This is a genomic window from Chryseobacterium sp. MYb264, from assembly GCF_035974275.1.
In the GTDB taxonomy this organism is placed as follows: Bacteria; Bacteroidota; Bacteroidia; order Flavobacteriales; family Weeksellaceae; genus Chryseobacterium.
In genome coordinates, this window is the sequence record NZ_CP142422.1 from 930,566 (window position 1) to 946,376 (window position 15,811).

A 15,811-nucleotide genomic window follows, 5' to 3' on the forward strand; every position below is an offset into this window, starting at 1 on the left:
CTCAGTGTTTTTAAAGGATTTTTTTTACAAATTACCTTCGATTCCACTTAAAAGCATGGCGATAATCCCGGCAAAAACCCAAAACCTTAAAATACTGAGTGCCAAAACTTTGCTCTTCCTTGAGTAATTAAGAAGGAGATAAATGCAAAGAACCATTACGAAAAGACCTCCCGAAAAGTAATAAGACATAAATCCCAGAATACCCGTTTTGAGAATGAGCTTCATCGAGACGCCCATTGTAAAGATCAGTAGAGAAATAATAACCGTCTTTGTTGTCTTTTTACTAAAAAAGTTAGGGATTGTTGTATATCCAAATGTTTCATCTACTTTTCGTGTTAAAGTATCTTTTACCAAATCAATACATAAAAGAATTAAGAAAAGAAAAATAGCCATCAGAAAGAGCTTCATTGAAAAAGTTTCATAATAAACCATCATTCCAAAGAACGGATACAGTGTAAGACAGACAAAAGTAAAGTTATTCAGAATTAAAATACGGCTCAGTTTATGGCTGTAAAACCACATAAAAAACTGATATACCACAAAAAAAACAAAGACTTTATGCGAAATAAACCACGCTACCCCCAATGAGAGTACACTTAGAGTAACATAGGCATAGAGGAAATATTTCTGCTTGATAAAACTTTGAATTCTTGTTCTGAAAGGCTTTATGAGATGATCTTTTTCAAAATCATAGAACTGGTTGATAATTCCTCCGGCCAAAATCGTTAACACTGTACAGAAAATAATGCCGTGAACTTTAAAATCGAATACGAATTTTCTTAAGCTCTCCTCCTGATTAAACAGGAAAAAAGTAGAAACATACAGAGCGAAAGTTAGAAGTGCCGCTACGAAAAAGCGAGCTCCCAAAAGAAAGCCCACGAATTGTGAAAATCTGTAAAATAGAGATTTTTTAGCAATATTTTTATGTTGGAAAGTTTCTTTTTCAGAATTCATTCCAGCTTGTTTAGAATCTATAGATCACCTCTTTTTGGAAACCGTCCAGCATTTTTTCTGCTTTTTCATAATCTTTAGTAAAGCCTAAAATATAGCCACCACCTCCGCTTCCGCAAAGTTTTAAATAATAAGCATTAGAATCCAACCCTTTTTTCCAGATGTTAAAAATACTTTCCGGGATCATCGGACTGAAATGTTCGTATGCCCAATGTGAAAGTTTTTTTAGATTTCTGAAGAAAGGATTCATATCTTTTTTAAGGAAAGCATCGATACATGCGTTGTTATAACGGATAAATTCCTCTTTTAATGTTTTTCTGAAACCTTCTGTTTTCATTTTTTCAAAGAAAATCTGAATCATCGGGCCTGTTTCCCCGGTAATTCCGGAATCGATCAAGAAAATTGCTCCTTTTCCCTGCTCACCGTCAGGAATTGAAACTTTATCTAAATTCTCTCTATTTTCGATAAGAATCGGCAGGTTCATATAGCAGATTAAAGGATCCATTCCTGAGCTTTTTCCATGGAAATAGCTTTCCATTTCGCCAAAAACAGCCTTTAAATTCTTTAAATTATCTTTAGAAATTGCTTCAGGATTATGCTTTTTTAATGAATATTTTTCAAAAATGGCAGCTACCAAAGCTCCAGAACTTCCAACTCCATATCCTTGCGGAATGTTGGAGTCAAAGAAAAGTCCGTCTGAAATATCCTGTTTGAACTTTTGTACATCTAATATAAAATCTTCCGGCAACTGCAAATTTGCCAGGAAGTCTGAATATTTTTGCAAATGCCCGTTAGATTTTTTCTCGAATTCTGACCCGGAATCGGAAAACTTTAAAGTTCCCTTATAAAAGCTGTAGGGAACTACAAGCCCCTGAGAATCTTCTATCATCCCGTATTCTCCGAACAGAATTATTTTAGCATAAAATAGAGGGTTTGTCATCTGACTAATAAATCTTTTTGCAAAGTTAAAAATTATTCCGCTGAATATAAGCAAAATTTAAGCCGAAATTATAACAAATTTTAACAATTTATAATTACTGCATGATTAACTGTTTATAACGTAAAAAAAGAGACTCACCTTTCGGCCAGTCTCTATTTATTTTATAAAATTATAATGTATCTCTGTCTTTCATCATTTTGACTTTAAGAAAGCGGATGAGCACCAGTCCTACTGCGAAGAAAATGGTCATCGACAATGCGGCATAGCGCATGTTATTAAAATGTTCAATCAGAGTTGCAAAGATGAATGTTCCCACAATAATGGCAATCTTTTCCAACACATCATAGAAACTGAAGAACGTTGTGTTTTCCATTGAGTCTTCGGGAAGAAGCTTGGAATAGGTAGATCTTGACATGGCCTGAAGCCCTCCCATTACCAGTCCGACAACCGCTGCAACTCCATAAAATTGGTACTCTACCGTCGGATTTTCTTTGTTAAGGAAATAGGCCCATAAACAGGCTATAATCCATAAAAAAATAGCAATAGAGATCACGTTTTTATTTCCTATTTTTCTTGAAAGTCTTGAGAAAATTACAGCTCCGATAATAGCTTCGATCTGAATAACCAGTAAAGTACCTATCAATTTATCCTGAGCCAGATTGATCTCGCTCTTTCCAAATAAGGTTGCCATGAGGAAAATAGTCTGCATTCCTACACTATAAAAGAAGAAACTTGAAAGAAAAAATTTTAGATTCCGATCTTTAAACAGTAAATTTCCCGCTCTGAAAAGTTCATGAAAACTTTCTTTCGCAATGTCTTTATAAAAGCTTAGATTATCTTTTAATACCTCGAAAAAACCGCCCTGCTCCTCGTGTTTTTTAAAGATATTTTTATAATTTAACAATACCAGATCTTTCGGTAATTTTTCTTTCACATCCCCAAACTGAGGAAGATGTTTAAAGGTATACTGAGAAAACCCGAACCACCAGGCTCCAGTAAGCAAAAAGCTGATTCTTGTAAACAATAACTGCTGTGCCGCCCCTTTTGCAAAAACCTGGATTAGAAGTAAACAGATCACCACTAAAACAACGGAGCCTATATATCCGTAAACATATCCTTTTGCAGAAAGTGCATCCTGCTTATCTCTCGTAGCGATATCGGGTAAAAAAGAATTATAAAATACCAGACTTCCCCAGAACCCGACACTCGCCGTTATGCTGAACAGCAATCCTAAAAAGACGTTATGCATTCCGGTAAACATCGCTAATCCCATACATGATGTTGCTCCCAAATAGCAGAAGAACTGGAGGAAAGATTTTTTATTCCCTATGGTATCTGCCAAAGACGATAGAAAAGGAGAAAGTAAAACAACGATAAAGAAAGAGATCGTTAGTGAATACCCATACACTGCGTCCGGCTGATATTCTTTTCCGAAGATCTTAATCAGATGTCTTACCGGTACATCGATCCAGGATTTTGTTTCTTCCACATATTCCTTTTTTTCATACGCTGTGGTAAGAATGGAATAGTAAATCGGGAAAATAGTAGAAGTAATGACCAAAGAGTACACGGAGTTGGCCCAGTCGTAAACCGCCCACGCCTTCATGATCTTTGGATTATTCTTTATGTGTTGAGTTTGTTGATTCTCAATTTCAGACATTTTAAATAAATATTAGATACACAAAAATATAAAAACCATTGAATATACGGTGGTTTTTATTTTCTTTAGTCGAAATTTTATTGTTTGGTTAAAGTTTGGATCTTAGTTTTACTTTATTTAGATGATTGTGTACGCTTCTTTTTTTTATTTGAATCTTTTATTTTGAATGCTGATCCTCAATTCGAGTGATTTTCTGTGAAAAATTGTATTGAGACGTTTGGGATAGAAAGACAGATATTATGCTTAGATTCACGGGTTCTCAATACATTTCTCTTCGCTACGCTACGAAAAACACTCGAACTGACGGGAGATGTTTTTTTTGTACCTAATATCATTTTGTCTTTGAAATTTCCATTAAATTATTTAATCCTTTCAGGGTTATATCATCATGGAATATGTATTCATCGGATTTTACCCGACGCTATTCATAGTAAACCACTTCGTGTTTTTATTAAGGTAAAGGCTGGAGAATAGAGGTCTTAACTCTTCAAAATTACGCTGTTCAATGTAGTTCTATTTTACATTTTAACGTTTCCAACTTCGCTCTCGTTACTTTCACTTATTTACTTTGATGGTTTAGATATATTATACTGAGCGCGCATTTATCACCTGAGATCGATCAATAACATATACTACCAGATCAATAGGAACGGGCTTAAGTTCGTCTAAAAAGATGAGACTTCTAGAAAATTTATCATCGATTTCGACTAAAATCCCATCCGATTTGAAATTTTATGATTGGACGGAAACCCAATGCTATTGATGTGTACCATAGCCGTTATAAAATCGGACTCAGGTTGATAGGAAATTATTTGATGAGAGGAACAATATTGAAATGAATGACGACTTCCCTAGCCGTGATTGGAGTGGCATCCTTTTGGGTTGCGGGCGGAGCAAAGCGGAGCCCGTAACCCAAAAGATATAACGGAAAGCGCGATAAAGCTCCTAAAAAACAATCATATTTTAATCTAAAAACGAAAAAATCCGGAAGCATGCACATCCGGATTTTCATATTATTTGGAAATAATGATTATATATTTTCAATCACGATCGCAGAAGCACCTCCACCTCCGTTACAGATAGCTGCGGCACCGTATTTACCACCGTTTTGCTTCAATACATTGATCAAAGTCACGATAATTCTTGAACCTGAACTTCCCAGTGGGTGACCAAGAGCCACTGCTCCACCGTTCACGTTTACTTTAGAAGCATCCAGTTTCAGGATCTGATTATTGGCAAGACCTACCACTGAAAAAGCTTCATTGAATTCAAAGAAATCGATGTCCGTCAGTTCTAAGTTTGCTTTTTTAAGGGCGATAGGCAAAGCTTTTGCCGGTGCTGTTGTGAAGTTTTCAGGCTCCTGAGCCGCATCAGCATAAGAAATGATCTTTGCTAAAGGCTTTAATCCTAATTCTTCCATTTTTTCTTTAGAAACAAGGATCAACGCAGAAGCTCCGTCATTTAATGTAGAAGCATTGGCAGCGGTTACCGTTCCGTCTTCTTTTTTGAAAACTGTTGGTAATGTTGGTAATCTGTCGAAGTTTACCGCTTTATATTCTTCATCTTCAGCGAAAATGATTGGTTCTCCTTTTCTCTGAGGAATAGACACAGGAACTACCTCATCGGCAAATTTCCCTTCGCTCCATGCTTTTGCTGATCTTTTGTAAGATTCAATGGCAAAATTGTCCTGATCTTCTCTTGTAATATTATAATCTGTCGCACATTTTTCTGCGCAAACGCCCATGTGAACTTTGTTGTAAACGTCTGTAAGACCGTCAAGAACCATTCCGTCAAGCATTTTCACATCGCCCAATTTCGTTGCGTTTCTTGCCTTATAATAATGAGGAACTGAAGACATATTTTCCATACCTCCGGCTACAATTACCTCTGCATCACCAGCTTTGATAGCCTGTGCCGCCATCGTAACGGCTTTCATTCCTGAAGCACAAACTTTATTTACCGTAGTAGAAGGCGTTTCAATAGAAAGTCCGGCCCCTAAAGCAACCTGACGAGCTGGAGCTTGTCCTTCGCCCGCCTGCAATACATTGCCCATATAGATTTCCTGAACATTTTTAGGGTCTAAACCAATCTTGTCTAATGCTCCTTTTACTGCAACGGAACCTAACTTTGTAGCCGGAACGGTTGATAAGCTTCCCAGAAAACTTCCCATAGGAGTTCTTATTGCGGAAACGATGAATACTTCTTTCATTTTTATAATTCTATTTGATTTTATTTGTATCAAGCCTTTGGGGCTTCTTTTTCTTTCTATTTTATGGCTTCCGGTACCTTCATAATAACCAAATCAAAGGATTCTCCATTCAACTGGGAATTGATTTTAATAAGATTATCCTGGGTAGCCACCACTTTATTACTCACCACATCTCCTACTTTAATTGGATTATCTTTCTCTGTTTTTTCAAGAACAATGACTTTGTAATTACATTCGTCCACGAAAACCACGCTTGATTTAATAAAATCTTTTCCATCATTATAATATTCCGTGTGAACATTATCTTTGATCGTCATGTACCAAAGGTTTTTCGGATAATTTGTTCTTAAGAATGTACCTTCCTTGATGTTGCTGCATTTGGTGGGATTATCTACCGGTTTTTGTTGGGCAACTTCTTTTTTAGCGGCAGTTTCTTTATTTTTTTTCTGAGCATTCATTTGTGAGGTTCCTGCAACCAATGCTGCCACTGCGACTATTTTTAATAGATTCATATCTGTGTTCGTTTATTTATTTTTATTTGTGACTAAAAGCATGATCAAAGCCCCTGAAAACTCGGCGATCCATCCCCATCTTAGTTTTACCACGCCGGCAAAGGTTTCCTGCCAGGATTTGAAGGGTAAAAAGCTGAAATACTGCATCGACTGCATTTTAACAGCAGCCAGTGTGAAAATGAATAATAAGATCAATAAAGCAGCAAAAATGCGGACGCTATTTTTTCCGTTATTCACAATACTGAACAGGGCGCCTGCAGATAAAATCCAACAAGCCATTGCTAAATAATGGTCGAGTTTCCAGTAATTCCAATTCCCGATAACAGGAACATGAACTAAGGGCAGAAAACTACCTACAATGACCAATACTAAACCTAATAACTGAATATTTTTCATATTTCTTAAAGAGCCAAAATACAAAAAAAATTACATTTCGGATATGTGTATTTCAAAATCAGTAGAAATGCTTTCAAAGACAAAACTATTTCAAAACAATTCGTATAATTTTAATGATTTATTAATAAAAATTACACTTTATTAATTATTTAATATTTAATTATCTAAAGATTACGCTTATATAAAAATCCATTTCATTAAGTTTGATTCTTTATTTTAAAATTCCCTGGGCTTTTGTAAAAAAAAAGTTGCAATTTCTTTCGAAAATGCAACTGTCCATTTTATTAATGAATGAAGCTAATTAATGCTTTATGGCAGAAACTTCTTCGGGATTATGCTTGTGTTTGAAAATGAAAGCAAACAGAATGGTGACAATGAGAGCATACCCTGCAAAAATATACCAAGAGGTTTGCCAGCCCTGAAGCTGTAAAGTGGGATCCGTCTGCGAAAATACATAGTGATTAACAACTTCCTGAGCACCCAGCATACCGATAGTGGCCCCAAAACCGTTCGTCATCATCATAAAAACACCCTGTGCACTTGAACGGATGCTTTTATCTGTTTCTTTATCTACAAATAATGATCCTGAAACATTGAAAAAGTCAAATGCAATTCCATATACGATCATTGATAAAATAAACATCCATACTCCCCCCCCTGGATTTCCAAGACCGAAGAGTCCAAATCTAAGCACCCATGCAAACATAGCCATCAGCATTACTTTTTTAATACCGAACCTTTTTAAGAAAAAAGGAATTAAAAGAATGCAGACCGTTTCAGAAACCTGAGAAAGGGAAATCAGTGCATTGGCATGGTTAGCCCCCCATGAATTATTAAAGGAAGGAATATCTTTAAAACTTGTGATAAATGGATTAGCATACCCGTTTGTGATCTGCAGAGACACTCCGAGTAACATTGAAAAGATAAAGAAAACAGCCATCTTTTTATCTTTGAATAAACTGAAAGCCTTTAATCCTAAAGCATCATAAAGACTCTTCTTTTCATTGCTTTTATTGGTAGGACATTCAGGAAGGGTAAAGGAATACAGAAATAATGCAACTCCCAGTACGCCGGAAACAAAAAACTGAGAATAGTTATTTTGATATCCTGTAAAATCTACAAATAGCATTGCACAAATGAAACCTACAGTTCCAAAGGTACGAATTGGCGGAAATGCTTTAATGGTGTCAAAATTATTATTAACAAGCACCGTATAAGCAACTGAGTTTGAAAGCGCTATCGTTGGCATATAGAACATCACACTTAAACTATACAGAAGAAATAGTTTAGAAAATTCTACATGAGCTCCCGCGGCCATTCCGTAATACCCGGCGGCGGACAGGAAACCGGCTGCCAGAAGATGACAGATCCCCAGTAATCTCTGAGCCTGTATCCATCTATCTGCAATAATCCCCATTAAGGCAGGCATAAAAATAGAAACAATCCCCTGCATGGCATAGAAAAGTCCAATTTTAGACCCTAATCCCACTGAGCCTAAATAATTCCCCATAGAGGTTAAATATGCTCCCCAAACCGCAAACTGAAGAAAGCTCAGGATGGTAAGTCGTAGTTTTAAATTCATAGTTCGTAAAAAATATCTCTTTTAATCAATTTTCTTTTTTCTCCTTTTTATTTCTTCCTGAATTTCTAAAGCGGTATCATAGTCTTCCTCCTTTACAGCTTCATCGAGTAATTTCTGAAGTTCTTCCATAGAAATGGATGTTAAACTGTCCTCGGCCTGTACGGTTTCTGAAAAAGACTGCTCTTCTTTTGCGACGTCCTCCAGTTCCAAAAGAATACCTGCCTCATTCAGCACCTGCTGAGTGGTAAAAATAGGAGCATCAAATCTCACGGCCATGGCCACAGCATCTGAAGTTCTCGCATCAAGAATCAATTCTTCCTCATTGGCTTTATTCTTAAAATTGATGTTGGAAAAGAAAACGCCATCAACAATCTGATAAATGATAACTGAAACCAATTCAAAATTGGTAGAGGTAATAAATTTTGTAAATAAGTCGTGCGTAAGTGGTCGCGGCGGATGAATATCCTTCTCCAGACCAAGAGAAATGGATTGAGCTTCGAAATTTCCTATAACAACAGGTAATTTTATATGAGTTTCTTCATGTTCCAATAACAATGCGTACGCCCCTGATTGGGTCTGGCTGTACGATATTCCGCGAATAATTAACTGTTTATAATCCATAGCTACAAAGATAAATTAATTTTTCAAAGTAATTTTCACTTTTTTAGACAAAAATAAAAGCCCGGAAGGGGCTTTTATATGTGAATTGTGAATTAACTTCGTTGTCAATTTTGCTTCGCAAGTGAATTTTCTAAAGTGCTTTAAAAATCAACAAATGAAACGAATTGACTATTATCAATTGACATTTTTTATCCTTTAAGTGCTTTGATTTTTTCCGTTAATGCAGGAATGATCTGGAAAGCATCTCCCACAACTCCGTAATCTGCCGATTTGAAGAACGGTGCTTCTGCATCACTGTTGATAACTACGATAGTTTTAGAAGAGTTGACCCCAGCCAAATGCTGGATAGCTCCTGAAATACCAACCGCAATGTAAAGGTTTGGAGAAATGGCTTTACCCGTTTGTCCCACGTGCTCATTGTGAGGTCTCCAACCGATGTCTGAAACTGGCTTAGAACAAGCAGTAGCAGCACCTAACACGTTTGCTAATTCTTCGATCATTCCCCAGTTTTCAGGACCCTTTAATCCTCTACCTGCAGAAACTACAATCTCAGCTTCTTTTAAATCTAATTTTCCGGAACTCTGCTCGTGAGAAATCACTTTTGTGTCTTCATTAGCAACGGATAGGTTTTTTACCTCTTCAGAACCTGAAACTGTATTTTCTTTAACACCAAAAGCATTTTGAGATACGGTTAAGATAACTGCAGCTCCTTCAGATTTTGCATGCATGAAACCTTTTCCTGAGAAAGCTTTTCTTTTCACCTGGAACGGAGAAAGACTTTCCGGAGCTTCCAGAACATTTGTAATTAAAGAAGATCCGTTCATGATTGCCAGCATAGGAGCAATTGAAGAGGCATCTGTGGTGTGAGGGAAAACGATGACATTGCCGTTTGCCACTTCACTTACAGCCTGGGCATAAGCCTTAGCCGAGAAATTTTTAAGACCTTCATCTTTGATATTGATTACGTTAGACGCTCCATATTTGTATAATAAATCTGAAGAATCTGTAGGGTTTACGGTAATTGCCGTAACGGTATCACCTGCCTGATCTGCCACCGCTTTAGCATAAGAAACTGCCTCAAAAGCTGCTTTTTTGTAAACTCCGTTTATATTTTCTGCGTATACGAATACTGCCATGATTTTTTTTATTTAAAGTTTAAGGTTGAATATTCAAGGTCAATAGGATATTGTTAATGAAAAAAATTTTTCTTACAACAGCCATTTTACCTTAATTCTTTTTACTTTTTACTTGGTTCTTATTAAATTACTTTTGCCTCTTCGTGAAGTAATCTTACCAATTCATCCAAGTTATCTGCAGCAACCAATTTCACAGCAGCTCTTGGCGGTACACTGTCATAAGAAACACCCTGAACTTTTACTTCAGAGGAAGTAGGCTCTACTACCTGCAAAGGTTTTGTTCTTGCAGACATAATCCCTCTCATGTTCGGAATAATCAAATCTTTTTCGTCTACCAATCCTTTCTGACCAGCAATTACAGCCGGTAATTTCACTGAAATAGTTTCTTTTCCGCCTTCAATTTCTCTTACTGCAGTGGCTTCATTTCCGTTTACGTCAAGACCAACAGACGCATTGACAAAAGGTTGGTTTAACAGCTGAGCAACCATCCCCGGAACAGAACCACCGTTATAATCGATCGATTCTTTACCACAAAGAATTAAGTCATATCCGCCATTTTGAGCAACAGCAGCGATTTCTTTTGCGGTAGAATAGCTGTCTTTAGGATCAAGATTTACTCTTACTCCATCGTTAGCACCGATTGCCAATGCCTTTCTGATAACGGGCTCTGTAGCAGTATCTCCTACATTGATAACGGTAACGGTAGCTCCCTGTGATTCCTGAAGTTTGATTGCTTTTGTTAAAGCAAACTCATCTAAAGGATTGATTACCCACTGGATTCCATTTTTGTCGAATGCAGACTTATCTGCAGTAAAGTTGATTTTGGAAGTAGTATCCGGAACACTACTGATACAAACTAATATTTTCATATGTTGTTCTTATTTTAGTTGTCAGACTCCACCTATGGGTTTTATCTGTACTACTTAGTTATTGATTTTACTTCCGCTTTGGTATTTCGGAAGCGATTTTAGTTTTAATTAATTTTTGCTAATATAAATAAAAAATATATTATGCATGCATAATACTTATTTTTTTATTATTCAGCGCATTAAAAGTAGTTATTTACCTGGTTGCGTGGCTCTAAACTCAATTTTACTAGGCAGAACTCTCGGATTCATTTTTAAAATATCCAATACCAGATTCCCCATATCTTCGGGCTGAATCTTCCAGGCATCTTTTTCTGAAGGAATATTTCCGTTGAAATTGGTTGCCACCGAACCGGGCATAATCACAGTAGATTTAATATTATATTTTCTAAGATCGATCATTGCCGCCTGTGTAAAGCCTACGACTCCGAATTTTGAAGCATTATAGCCTGTTCCGTTTTCAAAGAAATTAGCACCTGCGAGACTGGAAATGGTGATATAATACCCTTCTGTCTTTTTTAATTCTTCCACGGAGGCTTTTAAAGTATAGAAAACACCTGTTAAATTGGTTTCGATCATATCATTCCATTCTTCCGCAGAAAGTTGATCCACAGGCTTGAAAATTCCCAATCCGGCATTGGCAATTACAAAATCCAGTCTTCCGAATTTTTCTGTAATGTATTGTACCGCTTCTCCTTCACTTTCCAGGCTTCTGACATCAGACACAATCCCTAAAACATTTTCAGAATATTGTTTTAAATCCTGTTCAGCTTTCTCTACATCCTCTCTTTTTCTCCCGGAAAATGCGACTGAAACACCGTTTTCCAATAAAATCTTCGCAATACCGAAACCAACACCCTTAGTTCCTCCTGTTATATAGGCAACTTTATTTTCTATCATAGTTTAAAAGATTAATTTTCCTAAAATAGCAAAAACGCCCCAATTGGAGCGTTTTTTTAACCTAACATTTGTCAGTTTAATTATTTTTTAATGAATTTTTTAGAAGTCATACCCTCTTTTTTTTTCAAGTTCTAGGATATAATTTCCGGGTTGAAGATAGGTTACATTGATTTGATCTTTAGCAGAAATCGCATCTACTTTTCTTCCCAGCATATCGAAAATGCGCGTTTTAGTTACTTTTGAATCCGATTTGATGTGTAAATAATCTGATACCGGATTTGAATAAATCGACAGTGACTTTTTTTTGCAGAAGTCTCGGAAGTTGCCAATATACCTTGAGTAATTTTAACGGTATCTATGATAATTGATCTTCCACTGCTGTTGAATTCTCTGAAGTATATCTTCACATTTTGGCCAGCGTAAGCTGACACATCTATTGTTTTTGTAATAGCAACTTCATCTAATATAGGTGTATCTGATGCAGTAAGAACTGCCGATGTAGATAAAATGTAAACAACATAATTAGTATCTGCCGGTAATTGCCGTCGGCATCAAGATCCTGGCTTACCCAACCCGCTGGAAGCACAAAATATGTTCCAGATTCAAAAGTCTCTTCAAAAATAATTGTTTGTGCATTTATCATGGACATTGAAAAGTCTGCAACTAAAAGTGGTAATAATCGTTTCATAATAAAGTATGTTGGATCAGTTTCAAAACTTGAGGGAGAAATTGTTAGATGTATTTTTTGCCACGAATGCACGAATTTTTTATTTCCCACGGATCGCACAGATTTTCAGATGCTGTTGGTATTTTTTTGCTTATCTTTTCCGGTCTTTTATCAATAGATTAGTTTTTAGAAATTTGATATATCTCTTCATACTGATTTTTAAATATTTGATAGAAATTTTGCATTAAAAAAAAAAAAAAACGCCTCTTTAGAGACGTTTTTAATCAACCTTATGCTTGATAGGTTTTATTCTTTAATAATTTTTTTGCTAAACTTACCCTTTTCCGTGTTGATAATTAAAATGTAACTACCTGTTGGCAATTCGGAAAAGTTGATAGATATTTTATCTTTTTTATCTTGAGGTAAAACTGTTTTTGCAGCTTTTCCAGATATATCAATAATACTTACAGACTGTATTTTAATAAGTAGTGGTTGCTTGGCCAAAAGACATTGCACTTAATGCCATTAGACCCGTAAGGAAAATTTTCTTCATAGTTATTATTATTTATAAGTTTTCCCCAAAAATAATAAATATTTCTAATAAAAAGCCTTAAAAAAATAAATTTTAAGGCTTTTAGATCTTATTTAGAATAATTATCGAAAAACAGCGGGATACTTTCAATTCCCTTATAGAAATTAAAGAGACCGTAATGTTCATTTGGAGAGTGGATGGCATCAGAATCTAGACCGAAGCCCATCAACACTGATTTAGCTCCTAAAACCTGTTCAAACATTGAAGTAATAGGAATACTTCCTCCTCCTCTGAATGGTAGAACTTCTTTTCCGAATGATGCTTCCATCGCTTTTTTAGCAGCCTGGAATTCTTTTGTGTCCGTTGGTAAAACATAAGGCATCCCTCCGTGGTGTGCTGTAATTTTCACTTTTACATTGTCCGGAGCGATTTTGTGGAAATATTTTGTGAATTTTTCCGTAATCTCTTCAGGAGTCTGATAAGGAACCAAACGCATAGAAATTTTAGCAGAAGCCTTAGAAGGAATCACCGTTTTAGCACCTTCTCCTGTGTAACCGCCCCAAATTCCGTTGCAATCTAAAGTCGGACGGATAGACGTTCTTTCAAGCGTTGTATAGCCTGCTTCGCCTTCTACTCCGCTCAATCCGATTGATTTTTTGAACTCTTCAGGATTGTCTTTCAACTTATTCATTTCAGCTCTTTCTTCGTCTGAAACATCTTCTACATTATCGTAGAACCCGTCAATAGTGATTTGTCCGTCTTCATCGATCAATTTTGCAATCATTCTTGAAAGCACATGAATCGGGTTTGGAACTGCTCCTCCGTAAAGTCCTGAGTGCAAATCTCTGTTTGGACCTTCGATTTCAACTTCTACATAGCTCAAACCTCTTAAACCAGTGGTAACCGTTGGTTGCTCGTTGCTATAGATATGTGTATCAGAAATTAAGATACAGTCGCACGCTAATTTCTCTTTGTTTTCATTGACAAAATCGCCTAAGCTTACAGACCCTACTTCTTCTTCACCTTCTAAAATGAATTTAACATTGCAAGGAAGTGCGTTCGTTTTCATCATCGCTTCAAAAGCCTTTAGATGCATAAAAAATTGACCCTTATCATCCGCAGAACCTCTTGCGAAGATTGCGCCGTCAGGGTGAAGCTCTGTTTTTTCGATATAGGGTTCAAAAGGAGGTTTTGTCCATAATTCCAAAGGATCAGCTGGCTGAACATCGTAATGTCCGTAAACCAAAACCGTCGGCAAGTCTTTATTTAAAATTTTTTCTCCGAAAACGATAGGATATCCCTTGGTCTGGCAAACTTCCACATTATCTGCTCCTGCATTTTTAAGGTATTCTGCCACCACGTCTGCACACTTCAATACATCATTTTTATACGCGGGATCTGCAGAAATAGAAGGAATTCTCAGTAACTCAAATAATTCATCCACGAAACGCTGTTTGTTTTCGTTGATGTAATTTAATGTCTCTTGCATTGTAAAATTTTGTTTTGCTAAAAGTAAAAAATTTGCCCCGCAGGAACAAACAAAAACGTATAATTTTCCTCAGGTTTTGAGTTATAACGAGGATGGAAGCTAGAAGTTGGAGGATTGAATGCTTGTTAAATCTTACAATTTTTATTTCTTTTTGTCTGATTTTCATGGATCAGTGTCAAAACTTGGGGAGAAATTGTTTAGATGTATTTTTTGCCACGAATGCACGAATTTTTTATTTCCTACAGATCGCAGATAGTGCTATTTCTGTTGGTTTTTCGCAAAGTCGCAAAGATATTTTTTAATATTTTATGTTTTTAAGGCGCAAGGATTTTAGCAAAGATAAAATTGGAGGCTGCATATTATCGCCACGAATGCACGAATTTTTTATTTCCTACAGATCGCAGATAGTGCTGTTTCTGTTGGTTTTTCGCAAAGGCGCAAAGATATTTTTTAATACTTTATGTTTTTAAGGCGCAAGGATTTTATCAAAGATAAAATTGAGGGCTGCATATTATCGCCACGAATGCACAAATACTTTTTATTTCCCACAGAATACACGGATTTTCACAGATACTGCTGTTAATTTTTGTGGCTTCAACTTTATGGTCTTTTGTAATTAGAACGGCTTGATGAGCCTTAAAGCGGGAGTTGCCAAAAAACTTGGCGGTGCTTCGTGTTCAATATGTAAAGTGTAAGGAAAAGAATCTGCATCAATTGCAAAATCTGCGAGAGCAAAAAATTTCACCTTATATTATCTAAGCTTTTTTGCCTAGTCCCCAACTTTTGTACTTGATCTATTTTCATTATGAAAGACTTCACTCCTTAGCCCCATTGCAGCGGATACCCCTCAACTGGGTGGCAGCGTTTTAACGAGGGAGGGTTTTAGGGGTGGCGCGCGCCGGAGAGATTAGGGGTGAGGAGTATGAGCGGAAAGCGGGAATAAGCTTCAAAAAAAATGTCCTACAATCTTGCAGGACATTCTTTATATTGTTTACTAATAATTAGTGTTCAGCTTTTGGAGCTTCTGCCTCAGCAGGTTTTGCAGCCGTTGCGCTGTCTGCTTTTGGAGCCACAGTCTCATGTTTCTCTGCAGTTGTCTCTTCTTTGTGAGCAGCAGCTCCATGACCGTGACCTTCTCCGCCACCTTGTACGTCCTCAGAATATCTGTCCGCTCCGGCACTTTCTTCAAGCTTAATGATGTTTTTATTTCCTCCAGCCTGAATTTTCTTGCAGCTAACAGCAACCGTAGCGATGGCTAAACATAGAACTAATTTTTTCATATGTAAAATTTATTTTTTTAAAGGTCTTTACGGAATCGCACGGATTGGCATAACTTCACCACAGGCAATT

The 15,811-nt window shown here is 36.6% G+C and carries 16 protein-coding genes; all 16 read right to left on the reverse strand.

Annotated elements, in window-relative coordinates; translation table 11 throughout:
• Positions 1–24: 24 nt before the first annotated feature.
• Positions 25–954 carry a UbiA family prenyltransferase gene (locus tag VUJ46_RS04055; protein ID WP_326983726.1) on the reverse strand — a complete coding sequence of 310 codons (930 nt, stop codon included), beginning with the start codon at positions 952–954 and terminating at the stop codon, positions 25–27.
• Between the two features lie 10 nt (positions 955–964).
• Positions 965–1,891 carry a mevalonate kinase family protein gene (locus VUJ46_RS04060; protein WP_326983727.1) on the reverse strand — a complete coding sequence of 309 codons (927 nt, stop codon included), beginning with the start codon at positions 1,889–1,891 and terminating at the stop codon, positions 965–967.
• Positions 1,892–2,060: 169 nt separating this feature from the next.
• The gene (locus tag VUJ46_RS04065; protein ID WP_326983728.1) at positions 2,061–3,551 is read right to left on the reverse strand and encodes an MFS transporter; all 1,491 of its coding nucleotides are present in this window, start codon (positions 3,549–3,551) and stop codon (positions 2,061–2,063) included.
• Positions 3,552–4,581: 1,030 nt separating this feature from the next.
• A complete protein-coding gene (locus VUJ46_RS04070) occupies positions 4,582–5,760 on the reverse strand; it encodes an acetyl-CoA C-acyltransferase (RefSeq protein ID WP_326983729.1) in 1,179 nt (392 codons plus the stop codon).
• A 56-nt stretch (positions 5,761–5,816) separates the two neighbouring features.
• Positions 5,817–6,272 carry a hypothetical protein gene (locus VUJ46_RS04075; RefSeq protein ID WP_326983730.1) on the reverse strand — a complete coding sequence of 152 codons (456 nt, stop codon included), beginning with the start codon at positions 6,270–6,272 and terminating at the stop codon, positions 5,817–5,819.
• A gap of 12 nt (positions 6,273–6,284) precedes the next feature.
• Positions 6,285–6,668 carry a hypothetical protein gene (locus VUJ46_RS04080; RefSeq protein ID WP_326983731.1) on the reverse strand — a complete coding sequence of 128 codons (384 nt, stop codon included), beginning with the start codon at positions 6,666–6,668 and terminating at the stop codon, positions 6,285–6,287.
• Positions 6,669–6,969: 301 nt separating this feature from the next.
• Complete coding sequence (locus VUJ46_RS04085) at positions 6,970–8,250, reverse strand: MFS transporter (RefSeq protein WP_326983732.1); 1,281 nt, start codon at positions 8,248–8,250, stop codon at positions 6,970–6,972.
• A 21-nt stretch (positions 8,251–8,271) separates the two neighbouring features.
• Positions 8,272–8,871: a bifunctional nuclease family protein gene (locus tag VUJ46_RS04090; protein WP_326983733.1), complete on the reverse strand. Its 600-nt coding sequence runs from the start codon at positions 8,869–8,871 to the stop codon at positions 8,272–8,274.
• Between the two features lie 188 nt (positions 8,872–9,059).
• A complete protein-coding gene (locus VUJ46_RS04095) occupies positions 9,060–10,007 on the reverse strand; it encodes an electron transfer flavoprotein subunit alpha/FixB family protein (RefSeq protein WP_326983734.1) in 948 nt (315 codons plus the stop codon).
• 122 nt (positions 10,008–10,129) lie between these two features.
• Positions 10,130–10,876, reverse strand: a complete 747-nt coding sequence (locus VUJ46_RS04100) for an electron transfer flavoprotein subunit beta/FixA family protein (RefSeq protein ID WP_326983735.1) — start codon at positions 10,874–10,876, stop codon at positions 10,130–10,132.
• 189 nt (positions 10,877–11,065) lie between these two features.
• Entirely contained in the window at positions 11,066–11,773 is a 708-nt protein-coding gene (locus VUJ46_RS04105; RefSeq protein ID WP_326983736.1) for an SDR family oxidoreductase, read from the reverse strand.
• Between the two features lie 99 nt (positions 11,774–11,872).
• Positions 11,873–12,103 carry a T9SS type A sorting domain-containing protein gene (locus VUJ46_RS04110; RefSeq protein ID WP_326985072.1) on the reverse strand — a complete coding sequence of 77 codons (231 nt, stop codon included), beginning with the start codon at positions 12,101–12,103 and terminating at the stop codon, positions 11,873–11,875.
• Between the two features lie 643 nt (positions 12,104–12,746).
• Positions 12,747–12,944 (reverse strand): T9SS type A sorting domain-containing protein, encoded by a 198-nt coding sequence (locus VUJ46_RS04115; protein ID WP_326983737.1) that lies wholly within the window; start codon positions 12,942–12,944, stop codon positions 12,747–12,749.
• A 137-nt stretch (positions 12,945–13,081) separates the two neighbouring features.
• Positions 13,082–14,461 carry a dipeptidase gene (locus tag VUJ46_RS04120; protein ID WP_326983738.1) on the reverse strand — a complete coding sequence of 460 codons (1,380 nt, stop codon included), beginning with the start codon at positions 14,459–14,461 and terminating at the stop codon, positions 13,082–13,084.
• A 616-nt stretch (positions 14,462–15,077) separates the two neighbouring features.
• Entirely contained in the window at positions 15,078–15,206 is a 129-nt protein-coding gene (locus tag VUJ46_RS04125; protein WP_326983739.1) for a hypothetical protein, read from the reverse strand.
• 256 nt (positions 15,207–15,462) lie between these two features.
• Positions 15,463–15,741 (reverse strand): hypothetical protein, encoded by a 279-nt coding sequence (locus VUJ46_RS04130; protein ID WP_326983740.1) that lies wholly within the window; start codon positions 15,739–15,741, stop codon positions 15,463–15,465.
• Positions 15,742–15,811 lie beyond the last annotated feature (70 nt).

Bases quoted from the DNA above. Each gene is read 5' to 3' on its own strand.
- VUJ46_RS04080 (WP_326983731.1), bottom strand. From the start codon at position 6,668: ATGAAAAATATTCAGTTATTAGGTTTAGTATTGGTCATTGTAGGTAGT.
- VUJ46_RS04105 (WP_326983736.1), bottom strand. From the start codon at position 11,773: ATGATAGAAAATAAAGTTGCCTATATAACAGGAGGAACTAAGGGTGTT.
- VUJ46_RS04095 (WP_326983734.1), bottom strand. From the start codon at position 10,007: ATGGCAGTATTCGTATACGCAGAAAATATAAACGGAGTTTACAAAAAA.
- VUJ46_RS04055 (WP_326983726.1), bottom strand. From the start codon at position 954: ATGAATTCTGAAAAAGAAACTTTCCAACATAAAAATATTGCTAAAAAA.
- VUJ46_RS04100 (WP_326983735.1), bottom strand. From the start codon at position 10,876: ATGAAAATATTAGTTTGTATCAGTAGTGTTCCGGATACTACTTCCAAA.
- VUJ46_RS04085 (WP_326983732.1), bottom strand. From the start codon at position 8,250: ATGAATTTAAAACTACGACTTACCATCCTGAGCTTTCTTCAGTTTGCG.
- VUJ46_RS04070 (WP_326983729.1), bottom strand. From the start codon at position 5,760: ATGAAAGAAGTATTCATCGTTTCCGCAATAAGAACTCCTATGGGAAGT.
- VUJ46_RS04065 (WP_326983728.1), bottom strand. From the start codon at position 3,551: ATGTCTGAAATTGAGAATCAACAAACTCAACACATAAAGAATAATCCA.
- VUJ46_RS04120 (WP_326983738.1), bottom strand. From the start codon at position 14,461: ATGCAAGAGACATTAAATTACATCAACGAAAACAAACAGCGTTTCGTG.
- VUJ46_RS04130 (WP_326983740.1), bottom strand. From the start codon at position 15,741: ATGAAAAAATTAGTTCTATGTTTAGCCATCGCTACGGTTGCTGTTAGC.
- VUJ46_RS04090 (WP_326983733.1), bottom strand. From the start codon at position 8,871: ATGGATTATAAACAGTTAATTATTCGCGGAATATCGTACAGCCAGACC.
- VUJ46_RS04060 (WP_326983727.1), bottom strand. From the start codon at position 1,891: ATGACAAACCCTCTATTTTATGCTAAAATAATTCTGTTCGGAGAATAC.
- VUJ46_RS04075 (WP_326983730.1), bottom strand. From the start codon at position 6,272: ATGAATCTATTAAAAATAGTCGCAGTGGCAGCATTGGTTGCAGGAACC.